Origin of the sequence: Geomicrobium halophilum (assembly GCF_014207655.1) — a bacterium.
Taxonomy (GTDB): domain Bacteria; phylum Bacillota; class Bacilli; order Bacillales; family Marinococcaceae; genus Geomicrobium; species Geomicrobium halophilum.
The window spans coordinates 489,412-508,217 of the sequence record NZ_JACHHJ010000001.1; the positions used below are offsets into that span (position 1 = coordinate 489,412).

Genomic DNA, 18,806 nt, shown 5'->3' on the forward strand with positions numbered 1-18,806 from the left:
AACCATCCTTTCGTTTACATTCCTTTCGATTTTGGCATTCCATATGAGAAATCTCTTTGTGATAGTTGTTGTAGGCCTTCCTTTATAATCATGAAAATAAAGATCCAGGCAGTAATGGCCAAAATGATATGGCTCAAGAAGAAATGCCCGAAAAGAAAGATAGAAGTGTTCCACATCATATGCAAAGCGATTGTTACTGAAAAATATTTTAAAAATACCGGGTTCGTAAAATGTCGCCTCGTTAATCGTTCGTTCCCTTTTACCAAAGAAAGGGCGCCTCCAGTAATCGCTCCCCAAGCCGTATGAGAACCTACCGACATCCAGCTTAGGTGGAACAATACATCACGCATCGCCTCACCTCCATCTGCCTGAAAGACGTTCAAGGCATAACCTAGGTTTTCAAAACCTGAAAAAGCCGCGCCAATAACCGTTCCAATGAGCAAGCCGTTGACCACGAAACGAGCATTTAACCGGTAAATAAAATACGCAATAGCTATTAACTTCCCAAGCTCTATAAAAGCTCCCGTCGTCATTGCGTTGAAAAAACGTAAATCTGTAATCGGAAGCCAGCTGAATAAGAACGAAAGCACGCCGCCCACAAAAAAGATTTTGATTACTTCAATAAGACGAATGCTGTGTGAGGCATTCATTTCCCAAAAAAAGATGATCAACAAAAAAGGGATCGTAAAAGCACTCACCATCATCAAACCGGGTAAGAAGTTAGGATGATAAAAAAGGTTAGCGCTAGTAAAGAGGACAATATACGTGATCATTAACACGAGGAAGACTCGTGAAAATAACCATGGTTTAGGCCAATCTTCATTAACGTTTGAGGAGGCGGTGGTCATACTAGCGATGAATAAACGTTCGCCTTCCTCTTGTGAATGCTTTTTAAATATTTCACCGTAGACAGCGCGAAGATAAGTATTAATCGTACTATTGTTCCTCTTCTTTCTATTCATTCTAGTAACTTCAGGTTGAGAGTCTTGATTTACATTTGTTTTTTCTATGGATGGGTCTTTAAATAGGCGGGACTCTCGAAAATAGACCCACTCAGTCATTTCCTCTTTCCAGACGTATGTCTCACTATGGATTTTTTCCTCACTATATAACTGAACCATTTCCTGCTCTGAAAATGGTCCGATTTGTTCTCCATCATCCACTAGATAGTACCATTCTTGCATATCCTGCCTCCTACACTTCACATTCTTAATTACCTAACTATGATTATATTAACGTATGTCGACCATTATTCAATATAAAATCGTAAAAAAGAATGGTGGGTATGAAGAAACCCTTAAATGATCGTTAGGAAACTGTTATACTAGTAAAGAACTGTTAAATTTATCATTTTTAAGTCTTTTGTAGTAGAAAATCTCACTTTTTACCTTTGAGGGGGTGCTTCAAGCACTGACCCTAAATTGCAAAAAAATAATGTCTTTTGAGAAAATCACTTCAGTCTTTTTTCAGTTTGTTCGTAAAGTTAGGGGTTTCCTGAGGGCAGAATTATAACAAAAATTGGGGGCATGTTAAATGAAAGGGCCAACAAAGGTAACGGTGTTAATGGTGATGGCAGGTACATTGGCTGCAGGTTGTAATGAATCTGCCGGCATCGAGGATGCGACAGAAGCGGTTGATAAAATCCAGGCTCAAAAAGAAAATATTGTGTCTCAATTTAATGATATTCTTTTATTAGAGGAAGAAATGCAAATCGAATTAGAGGAAGATTTGGCGGAAAATGAAGCTGCACTTTTTGCTAATAGAGAAGCTCGAGTATTTACGAGTTTAGATGAAAGGCAATCGTTACTTAATGACATGAATGATGCATACTTAACATTGGAAATAGAACATGAACTGCTTGAAACAGTCCTGGAAAATGGGGGTGAAGAAGAGCTGCCGGTCAATGAATTGAGCGGTCTTCAGGATCAAGCCGCATCGTTACATAATGAAGTTGGGACCTATATTGATCAATATCAATCAGAATTAAACACACAAGAATCCTTTTTTAACGATTTAGGGGCAGAAGATGCAGATTTTGAATTTCTTGTTAATGGCATTGAAGCGATTAACGATGCACAAGGGGATATTCGCGACCAAGCCCATGTGGTTCATGAGGAATTAAAGGCAGCGGAAACCGCGATTGCTGCTGTTCAAGCGAATGAGCAACCGGATGAAGAGACGGCGCTTCATAAGGAGGGATCATGATGAGGACAAAATCTTTGATTTTTCTTCTGGGAGGTATGATGTTTTTTGGCAGCTATGATTCCCCCTTACTTGCAGAGCAGACAGGGGGGGATGCTGATGAAGAAGCATCAAAAGTTGAAAGAAGTGAGGAAGATCGGTATTTTTCGGTGAGTGATGAGGATTTACTCACATTACCAAGAGTCATCCCTGATCGATTAACTTATGATAGCGGGGTAGAGATTGAATACCCTGAAGACGGTGTAAAAGGCATTTTCGCTACTGCCCATTCAATCGGCGGGGATAAAGCTGACGAACTTTATGACTTGATCAATGAGACGGCATTAAATAGTATGGTCGTTGATGTCAAGGATGACGACGGGTATGTGACCTTTGAAACAGAATCGGAGAATGAAAGGGTTCAAGAAAACACATACGATTATATAAATGATGTCGATGCAATGATGGAGGATTTTGAGGATGCTGATATTTATCCGATTGCCCGTCTTGTTGTTTTTAAAGATACAGTATTAGCCAATGAAGAACCTGAACTCTCTTTTTTAGAAAAAGGGGAAGTATGGTCAAATAATAGAGGAGAATCTTTTGTCAATCCGTTTTCAAAAGATGTGTGGGAATATAACGTTGAAGTGGCCAAAGAAGCAGCGAAGGCTGGATTTAAAGAGATACAATTTGACTATGTTCGTTTCCCTGAAGGATTTGAAAACCGCGACGAGGATCTTGAATATACGGAAGGCGATTACGAAGAATCCGGGGAAGACAACATCCAAAACCGGGTAGCAGCCGTCACAGATTTCGTTGACTATGCCCGGGAAGAATTACGGCCTTATGGGGTGAAAGTTTCTGTCGATATTTTTGGATACGCAGCAACAATTCCGGAGGCTCCGGGAATTGGGCAGAACTTTAGTAAAATCTCCGAAAATGTTGATATTATTTCTTCAATGATTTACCCAAGTCACTGGGGCCCTTATTTTGATATCCATAAACCTGATCTTGAACCCTATAATCTAGTGAATGAGTATGCTCAGGTCGAAAATGAACTGTTGGACAGTTTGGAAGAGCCTCCGATTTCCAGACCATGGTTACAAGATTTCACCGCTTCTTATTTGCCAGATGGAGAATGGATGGAGTACGGTGTTGATGAGGTTGAAGCACAAATTCAAGCCCTCTATGATAATGACATCTATGAATTTCTCCTATGGGATGCGACGAATAATTATACCGAGGGTGTGAACTACGAACTCGATGCTGAACAAGATATCGTTAGACAGGAATAAAATTTGACCCCTTCTTGATTTAGGAGGGGTCAAATGTTGAAGAAGGGAAAATTAGGGAAGGTTTAAATAAAGTGTTTTGTTTGTTTCATCTGCGTGGGTGTTTAGCTCAGAAATGTCTTGTTTCATCGTCATAATGTCCTTCTTCATATTGGAAATATCATTTTTCATAACGTCCATATCTTTTTGTAGTCCTATCACATGACTACTTACTTCTTTTACAGCGATCATTAACTGTTGATATTGACCATTCGTCATTTTATCACCTTATCTATCTTGTTTTTTATTATAGACAAACTTTGCTCGTTAGGAAATAGATAATGTTCATCCATTAAAATGGAAGATCATCATCTGAGATATCATTCGAAGACCTCGGCGTGCTTGGATTCACTTTCATTCGCATTTTCTCCACATTTCGGACAGGCGATATATTCTTCATGAAGTGGAAATCCAATATAGCCATGGGTCAGTTCTTGAATGTCTAGAATCGTATATTGATCCACCTCAAAGTCAAGCCCACAATGGATACAGTCAAATGAAACACCCCCAAGTCTGGCTCCTTGCTTTGTTTTCTGCGCTTAGATGTTTTTCCCACTTGTTACACTCCTTTTCCAATCTTCAATATCAATAACATTTGTAAAAAGACCGGTAATTCAATCAAGGAATAAAGGAGAAGTAATAGATTTTAGAGAGAATTGATTAGCTCTTTGTGATTATTTTTCGGGCGATTAACGTCTGTTGAAACAGGATAGGCTTTCATCTGCCTTGAATCATAGGGTCTGAGTTGTTTTTCCAATTCTTGAAGATCATTCTTTCTTGGATCCAGCCATGCTGATTCATTTTCGGGTGTAAGGATAACGGGCATCCGGTCGTGAATATCGCTCATTAAATCATTCGCGGATGTTGTAATAATCGTACAAGAAAAAATCGCTTCGGCTCCATCGTTCCACTTCTCCCATAAACCCGCAAAGCTAAACAACTCCTCATTTTGCATTTGAATGTGGTAAGGTTGTTTTTTTCGATCTATCGTTTTCCATTCATAAAAACCATTTGCTGGAATCAAACAGCGGCGACGTTGGAATGCGTATTTAAAGCTATTTTTCTCTGCAATGGTTTCAGACCTGGCATTAATCATTTTATAACCGACGTTTATATCCTTTGCCCAAGGAGGGATGAGCCCCCAGCGTAAACGTCCCAATCGATTCTGCTCTCCATCACTTACGACCGCCAGTATCGATTGACTGGGGGCGATATTGAAACTGGATTCTAAATCGTCAATGGTACTCACTTCTATCCCAAAACGCTTTTGAATGTTTTCGATTTGGTCATATAAAGTAAACCGGCCGCACATGAGGGGACCTCCTTCTATGTATAAGTTCTGAAAAATGAAAGTTTAACCATTATAACATGTCGTAATCTCTTTACTCACGTATGGTCAATATGAGACATTCCCACCATTTATTGAAGAAGGGAAGGAATACTGATAATGTAATTACATACCTTTTGTTAAAATATAAAATGAGGCACAAAGAAATAAAGGATCAAGCGTTTAAATATAAATATTCTACATAAGTGTGGGAAAAGTAATTAAGTACAAAGGTGGGTTGATCATTAAATTCAGGCATTACATCAATGAGATAGGACTTCTAAGGCGCAATGATCATTACGGACGCTTATGGTGGAGAGAGGTAAACATGAACGATGCATGGCAAGTGTTGAAGCAAGATAGTATTAAAGAAATTAAGAAGAGGGTTCATCTGCAAAATACAAATGCGCAAAAAGTATATCTACAAGCGATTGATGAATACATAATTGAATGTCGACGTTATTTGTCTGTAAAGCAAGCGGATGAATTAGAATCCTTTTTACTGAAACGTTTCGGTTTGAGATCGTAAATGAGAAGATCTAGGAGTAAAAGATCGTGCGGATATTTATAAACATTCGTAACAGCTGGTGACAGTCGTCTGTACAACCACCAATCAGCACATATTTGATTTTTATTATTAATATGAATATTCACGGAACTATTTTCGCGCCACCATTAAGATTCACTCTTACCCATATAAGGGTTAAAGGAATAATGTTAATATCATTTAGAACGAATCGCTACACATTTTTCCCTCTTAATCATATGATGAGATAAATACCTAGTTGGAAGCCAATGAGGTGATGTTGATGAGGGGGGGACGAAGACCATATCAGGGGGTACCTCCAACCCCAAGGTCAGATCAAGATTCTGAGTCACTTATAATAAAGCTCGAGTACTTTGGCCAATTATTGGCGACCGTCGGTGAATCGCTTCAGTTCCTAGGTGCGAGTATTGCATTTCGAGAACTTCAACAAGAGCAAGTTCAAGAACAACTACAATCAGACAATGCTGAGATCCCTCTCACTTTAGGTCTTGATGAGGCTAATAATAATCCAAATCCCGATTCTCATTCGATATCAGGTCTGCAAGAGCAGGTAGAGACTCTGCAACAACAGATTACGGAGCTTGAACGGCGAATACAAGATGGAGGTTCATGAGAGTTTTTCCAGCGTGTAGCTACGGAACGCTCTCATTGGATTGGACAGGCATTAATAGTAAAAGGTGCTTGTGAATCTTCTACAAAGGTTTTAAATCATCGACGACTTTACTGTCCCGTAGCGTAAAACCAACTATAATCTAATGAATTAGTCATTGGTTAGTAAACGTAAAATCCAAGGTTTAACATCTACAATCCTTTCATATTGCGGGTATATGTTTGTACCGGCCACTATCATAGGAACCGATGATTCTTGCTTGTGCAATGATCCATGTGCCGCACCGTCCACATGGATAGGGGACCCCTTTTCTTTAAATTCATATCCAGGTTTTGCAGTGGCTACAATATAGTTTCCTTTGTGTGATCGTAAGCTGCTGGAAAGCCGTGCAAGTGCATCTGGATAATCCCCATAATGGAGGTGGTTATTTTTTACCGTGATATCCAGCAGTTTTTCATTTCCTGAAATTGCCCATGTTTGCTTGTACTCATCGGAGTAATGTCCCCCTCCTTCAAATGAAAAAAGCCCTTCCATTTCTCCGGATACAACGTGGGTTTGTCCATACTCTTCCCATGCTATGATATCAATGCGTTGATCTTGTTTTAATCGCTTGATTACGTTCGTTCTATCAACACCGTTACCGAGACAATATACAAAGGCTGTTCTTTGATTGACGGCAAGTGCGATTTGATCTTTGTGAAGAACGGGTCTCGTATCTTTCATAATCGAAAAGCCTTTAAAGACCTTTCTCAGGTTAATGACATAATGCTTCCTGTTATTACCCATGGAAGCGTGGCCATTATCTGACAGTATGATCCATGTACATGCCTTAATCGCCTCGTCCCAACTTGAAAAAAGCCCAAAAAGCTTTTGTAATTCACGGTCTATTTTTTGTATTCCTGCTATGTCCATAGGACCTTTTATATGGATACGTAGATCAAGGTCTTGGATGCCGCATATCGTAAAAGCTGGAAGCTTACGCTTTTTGATTAAATGCTTGATTTCACGGATACTTGCTTTATAGTTCCCGGAAAATGTATGGGGAGTTCTAGTGAACGGACTAAACTTTGAAAAGGAACCTAGGGACCATAACGGTGGCGTATGGATTTCCCATGTCTCTTTACCCTTGGTCATCATTTGTAACCTTTTAGGAAGAAGTAGTTGCCTTTGTGTATTCCCACGATACACAAAGGTATTGATCGAGGCACTTGTAAGCCCTCTTCCTGCTAACTCCTCATGGATCGTGTTTACGTTCTTACTTAAATGAACATTGTTTAATTCAAAAAACATATCATTTATAAATTGTGAGACCCCTGTCTTTAAGATTTCTTTTACACCAGTCCCATAGTTTACGATTCTCTTTTCATCTTCATGATACCAAAGGAGTGCAGGTAAGCGATGTTGATCAGCGTACACCCCAGTCAATAACGTGCTTTCAATATTAACGGACATTGTCGGAAAGGAGCTGACCATTTGGGGAAAGTACCTGCCTCTTTTCATGAGATACTGAAGGGCTGGAGCAAACCCTGTTTGAACAGCTTCCTCTAAAGGGGTAGACATTAATGTATCAATAATTAAAAGAATGACTGGCTTTGAACTTTTTTTCACCATAATCCCCCGTACAAATCATTTTTTGTTTAGCATGAAGGAAATAGTGCAATTTATGCATAAAATAGGGAATAGGCGCCGTGCTGAAGTTTTTCAAGCTCTTACTATATCTTGAAAAGAAGAACCCATGAATTTATATGCTTTTTCAGTGATATTTTTATGTATATTCTCTCATCACAGGGGCACCGTAACGAATGTGGAGGTGATTAAAAGATGACAAATCAAAACCAGCAAAACAACCAGCAGAACAATCAGCAAAACAATCAACAGAACAACCAGCAAAACAACCAACAGGACAACCAGCAAAACCGCAACCAACAAGATCAGCAAAACCGCAACCAGCAAAACCAGCAAAATAACAACAATCAGTAATCTTACACAAGCGGGAGCCTCCTTGGGAGCGCTCCCGCATTTTATGTCGATCCAACCTCATCGAGAAAGCTTTCCATGAATAATCCATGTTACGGAGGAGATGCTAGGTTTGGAAAATAAAATAATGATAGGAGGGCATAAAATATGCAATTAGCCGGACATGAATTCCATGAATTAACGGAACTAACGATGGGGTGTTATAACACTGTGCACTGTATGTCTACCTGGATCCAACAGGCACAAGATCAGGAATTACAGCAACTTCTTTCCGAACATTTTCCTAAACACGTAGAAGATTATAACTTGAAAGTTGAATTTTTACAAAATGCCGGTACACCCGACATTACCAAATTCCAACCTTCAAGTTTACAGCCCAATTTAGCAAGCTACACCCAATCGCCAGTCGAGCCTCTTCCGTCGGTGGAGCTAAGAATCCAAGAACAACAACCGAATGATCGAGAAATTGCGACTGCTTATTTACTTAATCAAAAAGCTGCTGGTACAAATTATGCGAAAGCAACGTTTGAATGCGCAAATCCTGACCTTAGGACCTTTTTGGAAAATGCATTCCTTAATAGCAGCCACCATGCCTATGATATATGGCAATATATGGTGACGAAGGGTTATTATCCACTTGCCCCTGCACCAGCGATGGAAATCCAAAAGGTCGGGGGAGTCTTTCCAATCTTGCAAAAGAAGTAAGGATGTAGCGCAAGCGCCAACGTTGCTTGCGCTTTCATTGTATGGTGGACCGTTTGCTTTTGGCTAAAACGGGTGAAAAGCCAAGTCTTTCTAACATAAAGGAAGGATTGATTAGTGATAATAGTTTGAAGAGAAATCCATGAAGTAAGGGAGTGACGTGCGTGAATGATGAAAGCAAGAAAGTAAACGAAAACAGTAAGAATGAGCAATTGGAGCAGTTTCGTAGCACAGATAATCAAGATAAAGAATTAACGACGAATCAAGGGCTAAAGATGTCTGAGGATGAGTTGTCGTTAACCGCCGGAGAACGCGGCCCGACATTAATGGAGGATTTTCATTTTCGGGAAAAAATGACTCACTTTGACCATGAACGAATTCCGGAACGCGTCGTCCATGCACGTGGTTTCGCGGCTCACGGGGAGTTTGAAGTTTATGAATCGATGAGACCCTTTACGAAGGCTAAATTTTTACAAGATCCAAAAGTAAAAACCCCAGTCTTTGTACGATTTTCAACGGTAGTTGGTTCACGCGGCTCAAAGGATACACCTCGGGATGCTCGTGGTTTTGCGACAAAGTTTTATACGGAAGAAGGAAACTATGACTTAGTTGCGAATAACATTCCTGTCTTTTTTATTCAGGATTCAATTAAGTTTCCTGATGTTGTACACGCGATTAAACCGGAGCCCCATAATGAAATGCCTCAGGCAAGTGCCGCTCATGATACCTTTTGGGATTGGGTCTCGCAAAATCAGGAAACAGCTCATATGGTGATGTGGTTGATGAGTGACCGTGCGATTCCACGAAGTTTTCGCATGATGGAAGGGTTTGGGGTGAATACCTTTCGTTTCATTAATGAAGAAGGAACGGCTTATTTTGTGAAGTTCCACTGGAAGCCTGTTTTAGGAACGCATTCCCTCGTTTGGGACGAAGCCGAAAAAATTGGCGGAAAAGACCCTGATTTTAATCGTAGAGATTTGTGGGATGCGATTAATATGGGCAATTACCCGGAGTATGAGCTGGGGGTTCAAATGATTGAGGAAAAAGATGAATTTGCGTTTGATTTTGATATCCTCGATGCGACCAAGATCTGGCCCGAAGAAGATGTTCCTGTGTGTATCATTGGGAAAATGACATTGAATCGTAATGTGGATAACGTATTCGCAGAAACCGAGCAAGTGGCTTTTCATCCCGGTAATGTTGTCCCAGGGATTGACTTTTCCAATGACCCTCTTTTGCAAGGTCGCTTGTTTTCTTATTTAGATACTCAGTTACTCCGACTCGGCGGGCCAAACTTCCACGAACTACCGATCAACCGTCCGGTTTGTCCGTTCAATAATAACCAACGCGATGGATTTTCGCGTCACATTATTAATAAAGGTCAGGTCGCCCACCACAATAATGATTTAGCGAATAATTCACCATATACCGTGAGTGAAGCTGAAGGCGGCTATGCTCATCACCAGGAAAAAGTGGAAGGAAGCAAGATTCGCTCCCGGAGCGAGAGCTTTAAAGATCATTTTTCCCAGTCGTCGCTATTCTGGAATAGTATGAGCCCAGCAGAAAAGCAGCATATCATTGATGCCTTTAGCTTTGAGCTAGGAAAGGTAAAAAGCAAGGATGTGCGACAGAAAGTGGTTGATATGTTTGCAAACGTGAATATGGAAATGACAACAGCGTTTGCTGTCAATATTGGCGCAAATCCTCCGCAACAAGGTGGGGAAGAAGTGACAAAATCATCCCCTGCGTTAAGCCAGCAGAATACACCGAAAAAGGCCATGTCTCGGAAGGCTGCTGTCCTTGTAACGGAGGGGTTTGATGGAGCGAAAGTGAAGGCTATGGTAGAGGCGTTGCAGGCAGCCGGTGTGCAGGCAGCGATTTTAAGCGATAAACTAGGTGTGATTACAGGAGCGGACAGCAGTAAGGTGGAGGCAAAGCATACATTTCTCACAGATGGGTCCGTTGCTTTTGATGCTGTTTATGTTGATGGAGGAAAACATGCCAGCCAAGCTTTTGAAAAGGAAGCAACCAAGTTTATGCACGAAGCTTTCATGCACTATAAGCCGATCGCAGTAACGAATGATGGAGGAAAATGGTTAGAAAATGAAAAGTTGGATAATGCTCAAGGTGTCATCATAGGAAAGGACAAGAATAATGACTTCACTACTTCGTTTGTTGAGGCCATTGCTGTCCATCGACACTGGGATCGAAAAACCGTATAGTCTTTTTAAAGCTCCCACTACCATTAGTGGGGGTTTTGATGAATTTACTCAAACCTTCCACTGTAACCGTTGAATTCACCTTTATATTAATCGTTCCTACAATGAGGACGAGAATAAATAGAAGCACAAATGTTTTTGTCCCTTTTTGATCTTTGTCAATGATGCAAAGTAAAGATCGGGCAAAGCGGAAGTGATTGGGAACTGTGGAATGGGGGTTAGAAATCTCTTTGTAAAGGGCTAGATTTCTCCTTTTTCACAAACCTATCTTGTAAGATGAATATTTAAGGTAACGGTAGGTTACTACTACATCTACAGCGGTGGGAATAAAACAAAATGGAGAGCGCTGGAAAAGTCTATATTAAGATGACAAAATGATATTCAAAATGTCCGGGAAAAATAAAGTCATATCTCTTCGTCGTCTTGCAGCTCAGCTCCTCACGTATGAACGATATCCTCGAAAAAGCACCACTTTTTCTTCGTGCGAAGAGTCGCTTGCGAGGATGCCAGCTTACGCTTCGCTCCTCGGAACCAATCTTTCCTTCATGAGAAGTGAATGCTTTCGTGGTGCAGGCAGGGTGCTCCAAGCTACGACTCCTCGACCTACTCGGCTCTTTCTGTCCTTCTTTATGAATACGCTATAATATTAATATATTTATTAATAATTTGTATGCTTTGATATATCCCTTGAAACCTTATGATAGCATGTTATACTGTCAGTTGTAGGTTTTGTCACAAGCCTAGATCTAGGAGGATTTAATATTTATGAAGAAGTTAACAGTGGTTTTTTATGTAGCATTAGCCATTTCTCTCGTATTCATCGCTTGGGGCTTCTTTGCGCCAGATCACGTTGGCTATGTTTTGGGTGGGATTAATGATTTTATATCGACCAATCTTGGCTGGTTTTACTTATTTGCCACGACGGCTTTTGTAATCTTTGCGCTGTTTTTGATTTTTGGTCCTTACGGTAGGATACGACTGGGAAAACCGGATGAGAGACCAGAATATAGTTACTTTACCTGGTTTGCCTTTCTTTTTACGGCAGGTATGGGGGTAGGTCTTGTTTTCTTTGGTGTTTCAGAACCATTAGCTCATTACTACGAACCTCCTTCTGCAGAACCGGAAACGGTGGCAGCTACAGCAGAGTCGCTTCAGTACACATTATTCCATTGGGGTTTTCATCCATGGGCTACATATGCTGTCGTCGCTTTAACACTTGCTTATTTCAAATTTAGGCATCAAGCACCAGCATTAATCAGTTCTGCCTTCACCCCATTATTGGGTGATCGAGTCAAAGGTGGGTTAGGTCATACGATTGATGTATTAGCGGTCTTCGCCACGGTTTTTGGAATTGCCACCTCTCTCGGCCTAGGTGCAAGTCAGATAACAGCAGGTTTAAGTTTCACTTTCGAGGGGCTGGAAAGTAATACTACTACTGAGCTGATTGTGATTCTTGTCGTTACTGGCCTGTTTATATTGTCAGCGTCAACTGGATTAGATAGAGGAATTCGCTATTTAAGCTGGACAAATATTGTGCTCGCTATTGGTTTAATGCTTTTTGTATTAATTCTTGGACCGACTGTACAGATCGTAGAATCCTTTTCTACCACAATAGGAAATTACTTGCAAAATCTTCCAAGTATGACGTTTAGCACAAACGCGTTTACTGGAGATCGTGAGTTTCTTGATGCTTGGACAATCTTTTATTGGGCTTGGTGGATCGGATGGTCGCCTTTCGTCGGTACATTTATTGCTCGTGTCTCTAGGGGAAGGACAATTCGGGAATTTGTGATCGGTGTATTGGCTGTTCCTATGCTATTTAGTGCGATTTGGTTTGCCGTATTTGGTTTCTCTGGTATTAGTATGGATAATCAAGAAGGCGGTGCTTTATATGCACTTATGTCAGAGGTAGGAGAAGAAGGTGCTTTATTTGCCTTCCTTGAATCACTCCCATTAGCTTCGATTGTTATTGGAATTACAGTTCTACTCATTTCATCGTTTTTCATTACATCTGCTGATTCAGCTACATTCGTTCTTGGAATGCTGACGACAGGTGGAAGATTAAACCCCTCTTTGAAAGTTAAAATAATCTGGGGTCTAATCCTAGCCGGAACAGCTGCTGTTCTCTTGTTTTCCGGCGGTTTGGAAGCTTTAGAAACTGCAATGATTATTGCTGCCTTTCCGTTTACCTTTGTAGTAATCGCCATGGGGATATCACTTGTGAAGGCCTTGAGTAGTGAGTATGATATCTTACTTCTTGAGAGCAAACAACGCGATTATGACCCTGAATACCAAAGGAAATCAAAACGTACACTTGAAGAAAAACGTAAGGAATTCGAAGAAAACATGCCTGATGAGGATGTTGAAATAGAGGACGAAGAAAAGCAATAAGCTTTTCGTGTGGTATGCAGCCCCAAAACGGGCTGCATTTTTTCTTCCGTTCAGAAACGATACAATTGTCGACGCTATATTTTTTTAGGTCTTGATATTATGAAGAGGATTTTAAATGATCAAAAAATTAACTTGTCAGTATGAATTTGACCTGATAGTATAATTTGTAACGAATAGGCTGAAGGAAGGGGTGGCGATGTCCACATTACGGAAACAGAAAGCATCGAAGAAGAAAGCTGATATTCTCCGGTCAACATTAAATATCCTCTCTAAAAAGGGGTATCACGGTACAACTGTAGAGGAAGTGGCTGCGGAATTAATGCTAACGAAGGGCTCGGTCTATTATTATTTTAAGAGTAAAGAAGAACTCATTTATCAATGCAATCGTTTGGTCCTGGAAGAAAGCATTGAAAAAGTGAAAGCGACTTCAAATGAACATGAATCAGCTTCTGCTAAATTATGGAAAGCAATGCAATCGCATATTGAGTATGCGATTCAGGAAAAGACATTATTTATGATGATGTTTCAGCCTGAAACTACATTTTCAGGTGAGCGGTTAGCAGAAATTGTCGATTTGCGCGATTGTTATGAAAGTTATTTTGATACGTTTCTAAAGGACGGGATCACTGAAGGTGACTTTGTTTCCTTGGATCAGAAAATATCGCGCATGATTATTTTAGGAAGTATGAATTGGGTGGTGGAATGGTTTACACACCGTGGTGAAAAAAGCAGCAGTGAAGTGGCAGGTACGATGTCGGATTATTTATTAAGGATGGTCAGGAAGGGTGAGGGGAATGCGGGAAGCAGTGATCGTTGAAGCAGTTCGAACACCAGTCGGTAAGAAAAAAGGACAGCTAAGTCACATGCGCGCGGATGATCTAGCTGCTAAGCCTCTAAAGGAAATTGTTCAAAGAACGGGTATTGATCCCATTGAAATTGAAGACATCATCTACGGATGCGTATCTCAAGTAGGCGAGCAAGCATTTGATGTTGCACGTGTGGCGTCGTTAATCGCTGATTATCCTATGGAGGTTCCAGGTACAACCATTGATCGTCAATGTGGGTCCAGTCAACAGGCCGTTCATTTTGCTTCCCAAGCAATTATAAGTGGAGACATGGATGTAGTGGTTGCTGGAGGCATCGAAAATATGTCACGTGTTCCTATGGGTTCAAATATGCAGGGAGTCAGTTTAAGTGATGAGCTAACCTCTAGATATGAGATGATCAATCAGGGATTATCAGCGGAAAGAATCGCTGATGAGTGGAGCATCAGCCGGAGTCAACTGGATGAGTTTGCACTTGAAAGTCACGAAAAAGCGGTTGTGGCTCAAAAAGAAGGCCGTTTTGATCAAGAAATCATGTCATTGAAAACGCCCATGCCCGCTCCTTTAAAAGAGGAAGAGATGACTTATGACGAGGGTCCCCGCGACAATACGAGTCTGGCAAAATTGAGAGAATTATCCTCCCCATTTCGTGAAGGGGGAAACATCCATGCAGGTAATTCCAGTCAGATTAGTGATGGTGCAGCAGCACTTTTATTGATGTCGAGGGAAAAAGCTCATAAATTGGGGTTAAAACCTCGTTTTCGCGTGCTTGCTCGTTCAGTTGTTGGCTCAGACCCAACGCTTATGTTAACGGGTCCCATTCCCGCTACCGAAAAGGTTTTAAAAAAAGCAGGCCTCACTATAAAGGATATTGACTTTTTTGAAGTCAATGAGGCGTTTGCAAGTGTGCCCTTAGCCTGGTTAGCCGAAACAGGTGCTAGACCGACAAGGCTGAATCCTAATGGAGGCGCGATCGCTCTTGGCCATCCGCTCGGTGCTAGCGGGGCACGGTTAATGACGACATTAATTCATGAATTAGAACATACAGGCGGCCGGTACGGATTGCAGACCATGTGTGAAGGTCATGGAATGGCAAATGCGACAATCATCGAACGAATCGATTAGAGGAGGAGAAACGATGAATCCAGCAGATGTGAAAGCAGTAGTAACAGGAGGAGCTTCAGGTCTAGGGGAAGCCACGGTTAAAGAAATCATAAAAGAAGGCGGTAAAGCAGCTATTTTAGATATTAATAATGAAAAGGGGGAGCAGTTGGCCGAGGAAATTGGGGAACAGGCATTGTACATCAATACAGATGTAACAGATGAAGAAAGTGTAGAAAATGCATTCGCTCACGTGGTTGATACATTCGGTCATTTAAACACAGTCGTTAATTGTGCAGGTATTGGGTCTGCTGAAAAAACAGTGGGAAGTAAAGGGCCCCATGATTTACAAACGTTTTCAAAAGTGGTTCAAATTAATTTAATTGGCTCCTTTAATATCATTCGCTTAGCTGCGGAACAGATGATGAAAAATAATGAGAATGAAGAAAAAGAGCGTGGGGTGATTATTAATACCGCATCGATTGCTGCGTTTGACGGACAAATTGGTCAGGCTGCTTATAGCGCATCTAAGGGTGGAATTGTTGGAATGACGCTTCCAATCGCCAGAGATCTTTCAAAACATGGAATTCGGGTTATGACAATCGCACCGGGGCTATTTGAAACTCCGCTATTCGCATCGTTACCCGAAAAGGCTAAAAATGCGTTAGGGGAGATGACTCCGTTCCCATCTCGACTCGGGAAAGCTGAAGAATTCGCTCGGTTGGCAAAATCAATTGTGGAAAACTCCATGCTCAATGGTGAAACCATTCGTCTAGATGGAGCGGTACGAATGACACCGAAATAATGGGTAAGAGGTGAAAAGATGGGAGCTTATGTAACGGAAACACATCATATTTTCAGACAGTCATTACGTAAATTTTTGGAAGCAGAAGCGGTTCCATTTTTTCAGCAATGGGAAGAAGATAAACAAGTGCCTCGATCCTTTTGGGAGAAAATGGGAGAGGAAGGGTTTCTTTGCCCATGGGTTGATGAATCGTATGGGGGTTTGAATGCGGATTTTGGCTATTCGGTGATCATTACGGAGGAATTGGAAAGGGTAGGAACCGGCCTTATTGGAATTGGGCTTCATAATGACATTGTCATGCCATACATCGGTCACTATGGTACAGAGAAACAAAAACAGCGCTGGCTGCCAAGGGCTGTTAACGGTGATATCGTTTCAGCGATAGCAATGACAGAACCAGGGGCTGGTTCAGATCTTGCAAATGTGAAAACGACTGCCAAGAGAGACGGAGATTTCTATATTGTAAATGGAGAAAAGACTTTTATAACCAATGGTGTACTCTCTGATTTTGTGATTGTTGTCTGCAAAACCGATCGCTTTGCTGGTCATAAAGGGATTAGTTTGCTCGTTGTCGAGGAAGGAACTGAGGGCTTCACAAAGGGAAAACAACTAAAAAAAGTCGGACAACATTCTCAAGATACGTCGGAACTGATTTTTGATCAGGCTAAAGTTCCTGCTGAAAATTTGCTTGGCGAGGAAAATAAAGGGTTTTATTATTTAATGGAACAATTACAGCAAGAACGGCTTACCATTGCAATTGGAGCCATTGCTTCTCTGGAGCGAATGCTTGAGATTACTGTGGATTACGTCAAAGAAAGACAGGCATTTGGCCAACCGATCAGTCAGTTTCAACATACGCAATTTAAAATTGCTGAAATGGCTTCGGAAATTAAAATCGGTCGTACGTTTGTCGATGAATTGATCAAAAAGCATATGGATGGAGAGCAAATCGTGAGCGAAGTTTCAATGGCAAAATGGTGGACGACCGACTTGCTGAAAAAAGTGGCTGATACGTGTATGCAACTCCACGGCGGTTACGGATACATCGAGGAATATGAGATCGCGAGAAGATTCCGTGACGTCCAGGTCGCTTCGATTTATGCCGGTACGAATGAAATTATGAAAGGGATTATTGCTAAGAATATGGGTCTTTGAGCTTTTATACTCCGAAGGTGGATAGCTGTTACCAGTGGCCTGGCCACTGGTTTCATTAAAAAAGGAGGAGAATGGCATGAATGTCATTTCGGTTTTTGTTCAAAACGTTCGCCGTCACCCAGAGAAAATGGCGTTAATCTACAATGAACGCGAGTACACGTATCGTGGACTGAACCAACGTATCAATCAGTTTGCCAATGGCCTGATGAAGCAAGGGGTTCGCAAGGGAGAAAAAGTGGCCTTAATGATGAAAAATTCCGATGATTTTGTTATATCCTTTTATGGGGCAGCGAAACTTGGCGCTGTACTTGTTCCGATTAATTTTCGACTTGTTGTAAGTGAAGTTCAATATATATTGCAACAGTCGGATGCGGTCACAGTCATTTGTGACGATGAGTTCGAAACGCTCATTGAAGAAGCGACAGCTTCCATTCCAGGGATTCGTGATGTTATCTCCGTCCCAGCAGCAAAAGTGACGAAACACTTGTCATTCAAAAACATTTTTCATGATTCTGATATGGAACCTGATGTGAAAGTCAGTAGTGATGACGATTTTGAAATCCTATACACCTCGGGGACGACAGGACGCCCGAAAGGGGCCTTATTCGATCATCAACGGATTTCTTACATCTCCCAAGGGGTCACGGGATTGCTCGGTTTGCATGCGAACGAAACACATCTTCATGTTGCACCGTTGTTTCATTCGGCACAACTTAATCTCTTTTTGTTGCAAGGGCTTTACGTAGGTGCAACGCATGTGATTCTCCGTGATTTTGAGCCGCAAACTGTGTTAAAAATGATTGAAAAATATCGTGTGACTTTTTTCTTCGGGATTCCTACCATGTATTCCTATTTGTTGCAAGCACCGAATGCAGACAAATATAACCTTGATTCGATCAAATTATGCGGGTATGGTGCTGCACCTATGGCACCTGAAATCGTACGTCAAAGCATGGAACTATTTAACACGGATCAATTTTATAACCTATGTGGCTTAACGGAGGGCGGCCCGAGCGGAATCGCACTTTTCCCGGAAGACCATAAAAAACATATTGGAAAGTCCGGGCGCCTTCCGATGTTGTTCGTGGAGTGTAAAGTGGAAAGTGAAGGCGTGGAATCAGCCGACGGAGAAGTCGGGGAACTCCTTCTACGTGGGAATCCAATTATGAAGGAGTATTATAAGAAGCCGGATGAGACAGCTGCTACTATCGTAGATGGGTGGCTTCATACAGGGGATTTGGCAGTTCGTGACGAAGAAGGATATATTACTCTTGTTGATCGCAGCAAGGATATGATTATCTCGGGCGGGGAAAACGTCTATACCGTGGAAGTGGAGAATGTACTGTATGGTCACCCAAAAATATTGGAAGCAGGTGTTATAGGTACGCCAGATGATAAATGGGGGGAGGTTGTAACTGCAGTGGCTGTAATTAAACCAGGCGAGGGTACCCTTGACCTTGAAGAGTTACAAACGTTTTGTCGTGAAAAAATGGCTGGCTTCAAGATTCCGCGAAAACTACAGCTTGTAGAGGAATTGCCACGAAATGCATCAGGAAAATTGCAAAAATATAAAATGCGAGAGGCGTTAAAAAACACATATAACCCTCATTTGTGAGCATGTTCAAAGAGGTGGCCC

General features: G+C 41.4%; 17 protein-coding genes. 13 read left to right on the plus strand and 4 right to left on the minus strand.

Going from position 1 to position 18,806, the window contains the following annotated elements:
* Nucleotides 1–14: 14 nt before the first annotated feature.
* A complete protein-coding gene (locus tag HNR44_RS02385; RefSeq protein ID WP_184402518.1) occupies nt 15–1,184 on the minus strand; it encodes a GYF domain-containing protein in 1,170 nt (389 codons plus the stop codon).
* A 349-nt stretch (nt 1,185–1,533) separates the two neighbouring features.
* Between HNR44_RS02385 and HNR44_RS02390 the strand changes: the two genes are divergently transcribed.
* Together HNR44_RS02390 and HNR44_RS02395 are read left to right on the plus strand one after the other, a co-directional pair.
* Nucleotides 1,534–2,205 (plus strand): YkyA family protein, encoded by a 672-nt coding sequence (locus tag HNR44_RS02390; protein WP_184402519.1) that lies wholly within the window; start codon nt 1,534–1,536, stop codon nt 2,203–2,205.
* On the plus strand, nt 2,202–3,476 hold the full coding sequence (locus HNR44_RS02395) for a putative glycoside hydrolase (protein WP_184402520.1): 1,275 nt from the start codon (nt 2,202–2,204) through the stop codon (nt 3,474–3,476). Before HNR44_RS02390 ends, HNR44_RS02395 begins: the two co-directional genes overlap by 4 nt.
* Nucleotides 3,477–3,527: 51 nt before the next feature.
* Here HNR44_RS02395 and HNR44_RS02400 read toward each other — a convergent pair whose 3' ends face one another.
* Complete coding sequence (locus HNR44_RS02400) at nt 3,528–3,731, minus strand: hypothetical protein (protein ID WP_184402521.1); 204 nt, start codon at nt 3,729–3,731, stop codon at nt 3,528–3,530.
* Nucleotides 3,732–4,158: 427 nt separating this feature from the next.
* Nucleotides 4,159–4,824 carry an SOS response-associated peptidase gene (locus HNR44_RS02405; protein WP_184402522.1) on the minus strand — a complete coding sequence of 222 codons (666 nt, stop codon included), beginning with the start codon at nt 4,822–4,824 and terminating at the stop codon, nt 4,159–4,161.
* A gap of 343 nt (nt 4,825–5,167) precedes the next feature.
* Here HNR44_RS02405 and HNR44_RS02410 point away from each other — a divergent pair, with 343 nt between their 5' ends.
* Together HNR44_RS02410 and HNR44_RS02415 are read left to right on the plus strand one after the other, a co-directional pair.
* Nucleotides 5,168–5,368, plus strand: coding sequence for a hypothetical protein (locus tag HNR44_RS02410; RefSeq protein WP_184402523.1), 201 nt, complete (start codon nt 5,168–5,170; stop codon nt 5,366–5,368).
* Nucleotides 5,369–5,642: 274 nt separating this feature from the next.
* A complete protein-coding gene (locus HNR44_RS02415) occupies nt 5,643–5,999 on the plus strand; it encodes a peptidoglycan bridge formation glycyltransferase FemA/FemB family protein (protein ID WP_343069413.1) in 357 nt (118 codons plus the stop codon).
* A 147-nt stretch (nt 6,000–6,146) separates the two neighbouring features.
* Here HNR44_RS02415 and HNR44_RS02420 read toward each other — a convergent pair whose 3' ends face one another.
* Nucleotides 6,147–7,607: an alkaline phosphatase family protein gene (locus HNR44_RS02420; RefSeq protein WP_184402525.1), complete on the minus strand. Its 1,461-nt coding sequence runs from the start codon at nt 7,605–7,607 to the stop codon at nt 6,147–6,149.
* A gap of 210 nt (nt 7,608–7,817) precedes the next feature.
* Between HNR44_RS02420 and HNR44_RS02425 the strand changes: the two genes are divergently transcribed.
* The 9 genes from HNR44_RS02425 to HNR44_RS02465 all read left to right on the plus strand — a co-directional run bounded on the left by HNR44_RS02425 (nt 7,818) and on the right by HNR44_RS02465 (nt 18,785).
* Nucleotides 7,818–7,976: a hypothetical protein gene (locus tag HNR44_RS02425; RefSeq protein WP_184402526.1), complete on the plus strand. Its 159-nt coding sequence runs from the start codon at nt 7,818–7,820 to the stop codon at nt 7,974–7,976.
* A 144-nt stretch (nt 7,977–8,120) separates the two neighbouring features.
* Nucleotides 8,121–8,678, plus strand: coding sequence for a spore coat protein (locus HNR44_RS02430; RefSeq protein WP_184402527.1), 558 nt, complete (start codon nt 8,121–8,123; stop codon nt 8,676–8,678).
* 161 nt (nt 8,679–8,839) lie between these two features.
* A complete protein-coding gene (locus HNR44_RS02435; protein WP_184402528.1) occupies nt 8,840–10,897 on the plus strand; it encodes a catalase in 2,058 nt (685 codons plus the stop codon).
* Between the two features lie 762 nt (nt 10,898–11,659).
* Nucleotides 11,660–13,285 carry a BCCT family transporter gene (locus tag HNR44_RS02440; RefSeq protein ID WP_184402529.1) on the plus strand — a complete coding sequence of 542 codons (1,626 nt, stop codon included), beginning with the start codon at nt 11,660–11,662 and terminating at the stop codon, nt 13,283–13,285.
* Nucleotides 13,286–13,481: 196 nt separating this feature from the next.
* Complete coding sequence (locus HNR44_RS02445; protein ID WP_184402530.1) at nt 13,482–14,102, plus strand: TetR/AcrR family transcriptional regulator; 621 nt, start codon at nt 13,482–13,484, stop codon at nt 14,100–14,102.
* Nucleotides 14,080–15,234 carry a thiolase family protein gene (locus HNR44_RS02450; RefSeq protein ID WP_184402531.1) on the plus strand — a complete coding sequence of 385 codons (1,155 nt, stop codon included), beginning with the start codon at nt 14,080–14,082 and terminating at the stop codon, nt 15,232–15,234. Before HNR44_RS02445 ends, HNR44_RS02450 begins: the two co-directional genes overlap by 23 nt.
* Before the next feature lie 13 nt (nt 15,235–15,247).
* Nucleotides 15,248–16,015, plus strand: coding sequence for a 3-hydroxyacyl-CoA dehydrogenase (locus tag HNR44_RS02455; RefSeq protein ID WP_184402532.1), 768 nt, complete (start codon nt 15,248–15,250; stop codon nt 16,013–16,015).
* 18 nt (nt 16,016–16,033) lie between these two features.
* A complete protein-coding gene (locus HNR44_RS02460) occupies nt 16,034–17,170 on the plus strand; it encodes an acyl-CoA dehydrogenase family protein (protein ID WP_184402533.1) in 1,137 nt (378 codons plus the stop codon).
* 76 nt (nt 17,171–17,246) lie between these two features.
* Entirely contained in the window at nt 17,247–18,785 is a 1,539-nt protein-coding gene (locus HNR44_RS02465) for a class I adenylate-forming enzyme family protein (protein ID WP_184402534.1), read from the plus strand.
* Nucleotides 18,786–18,806: the final 21 nt, after the last annotated feature.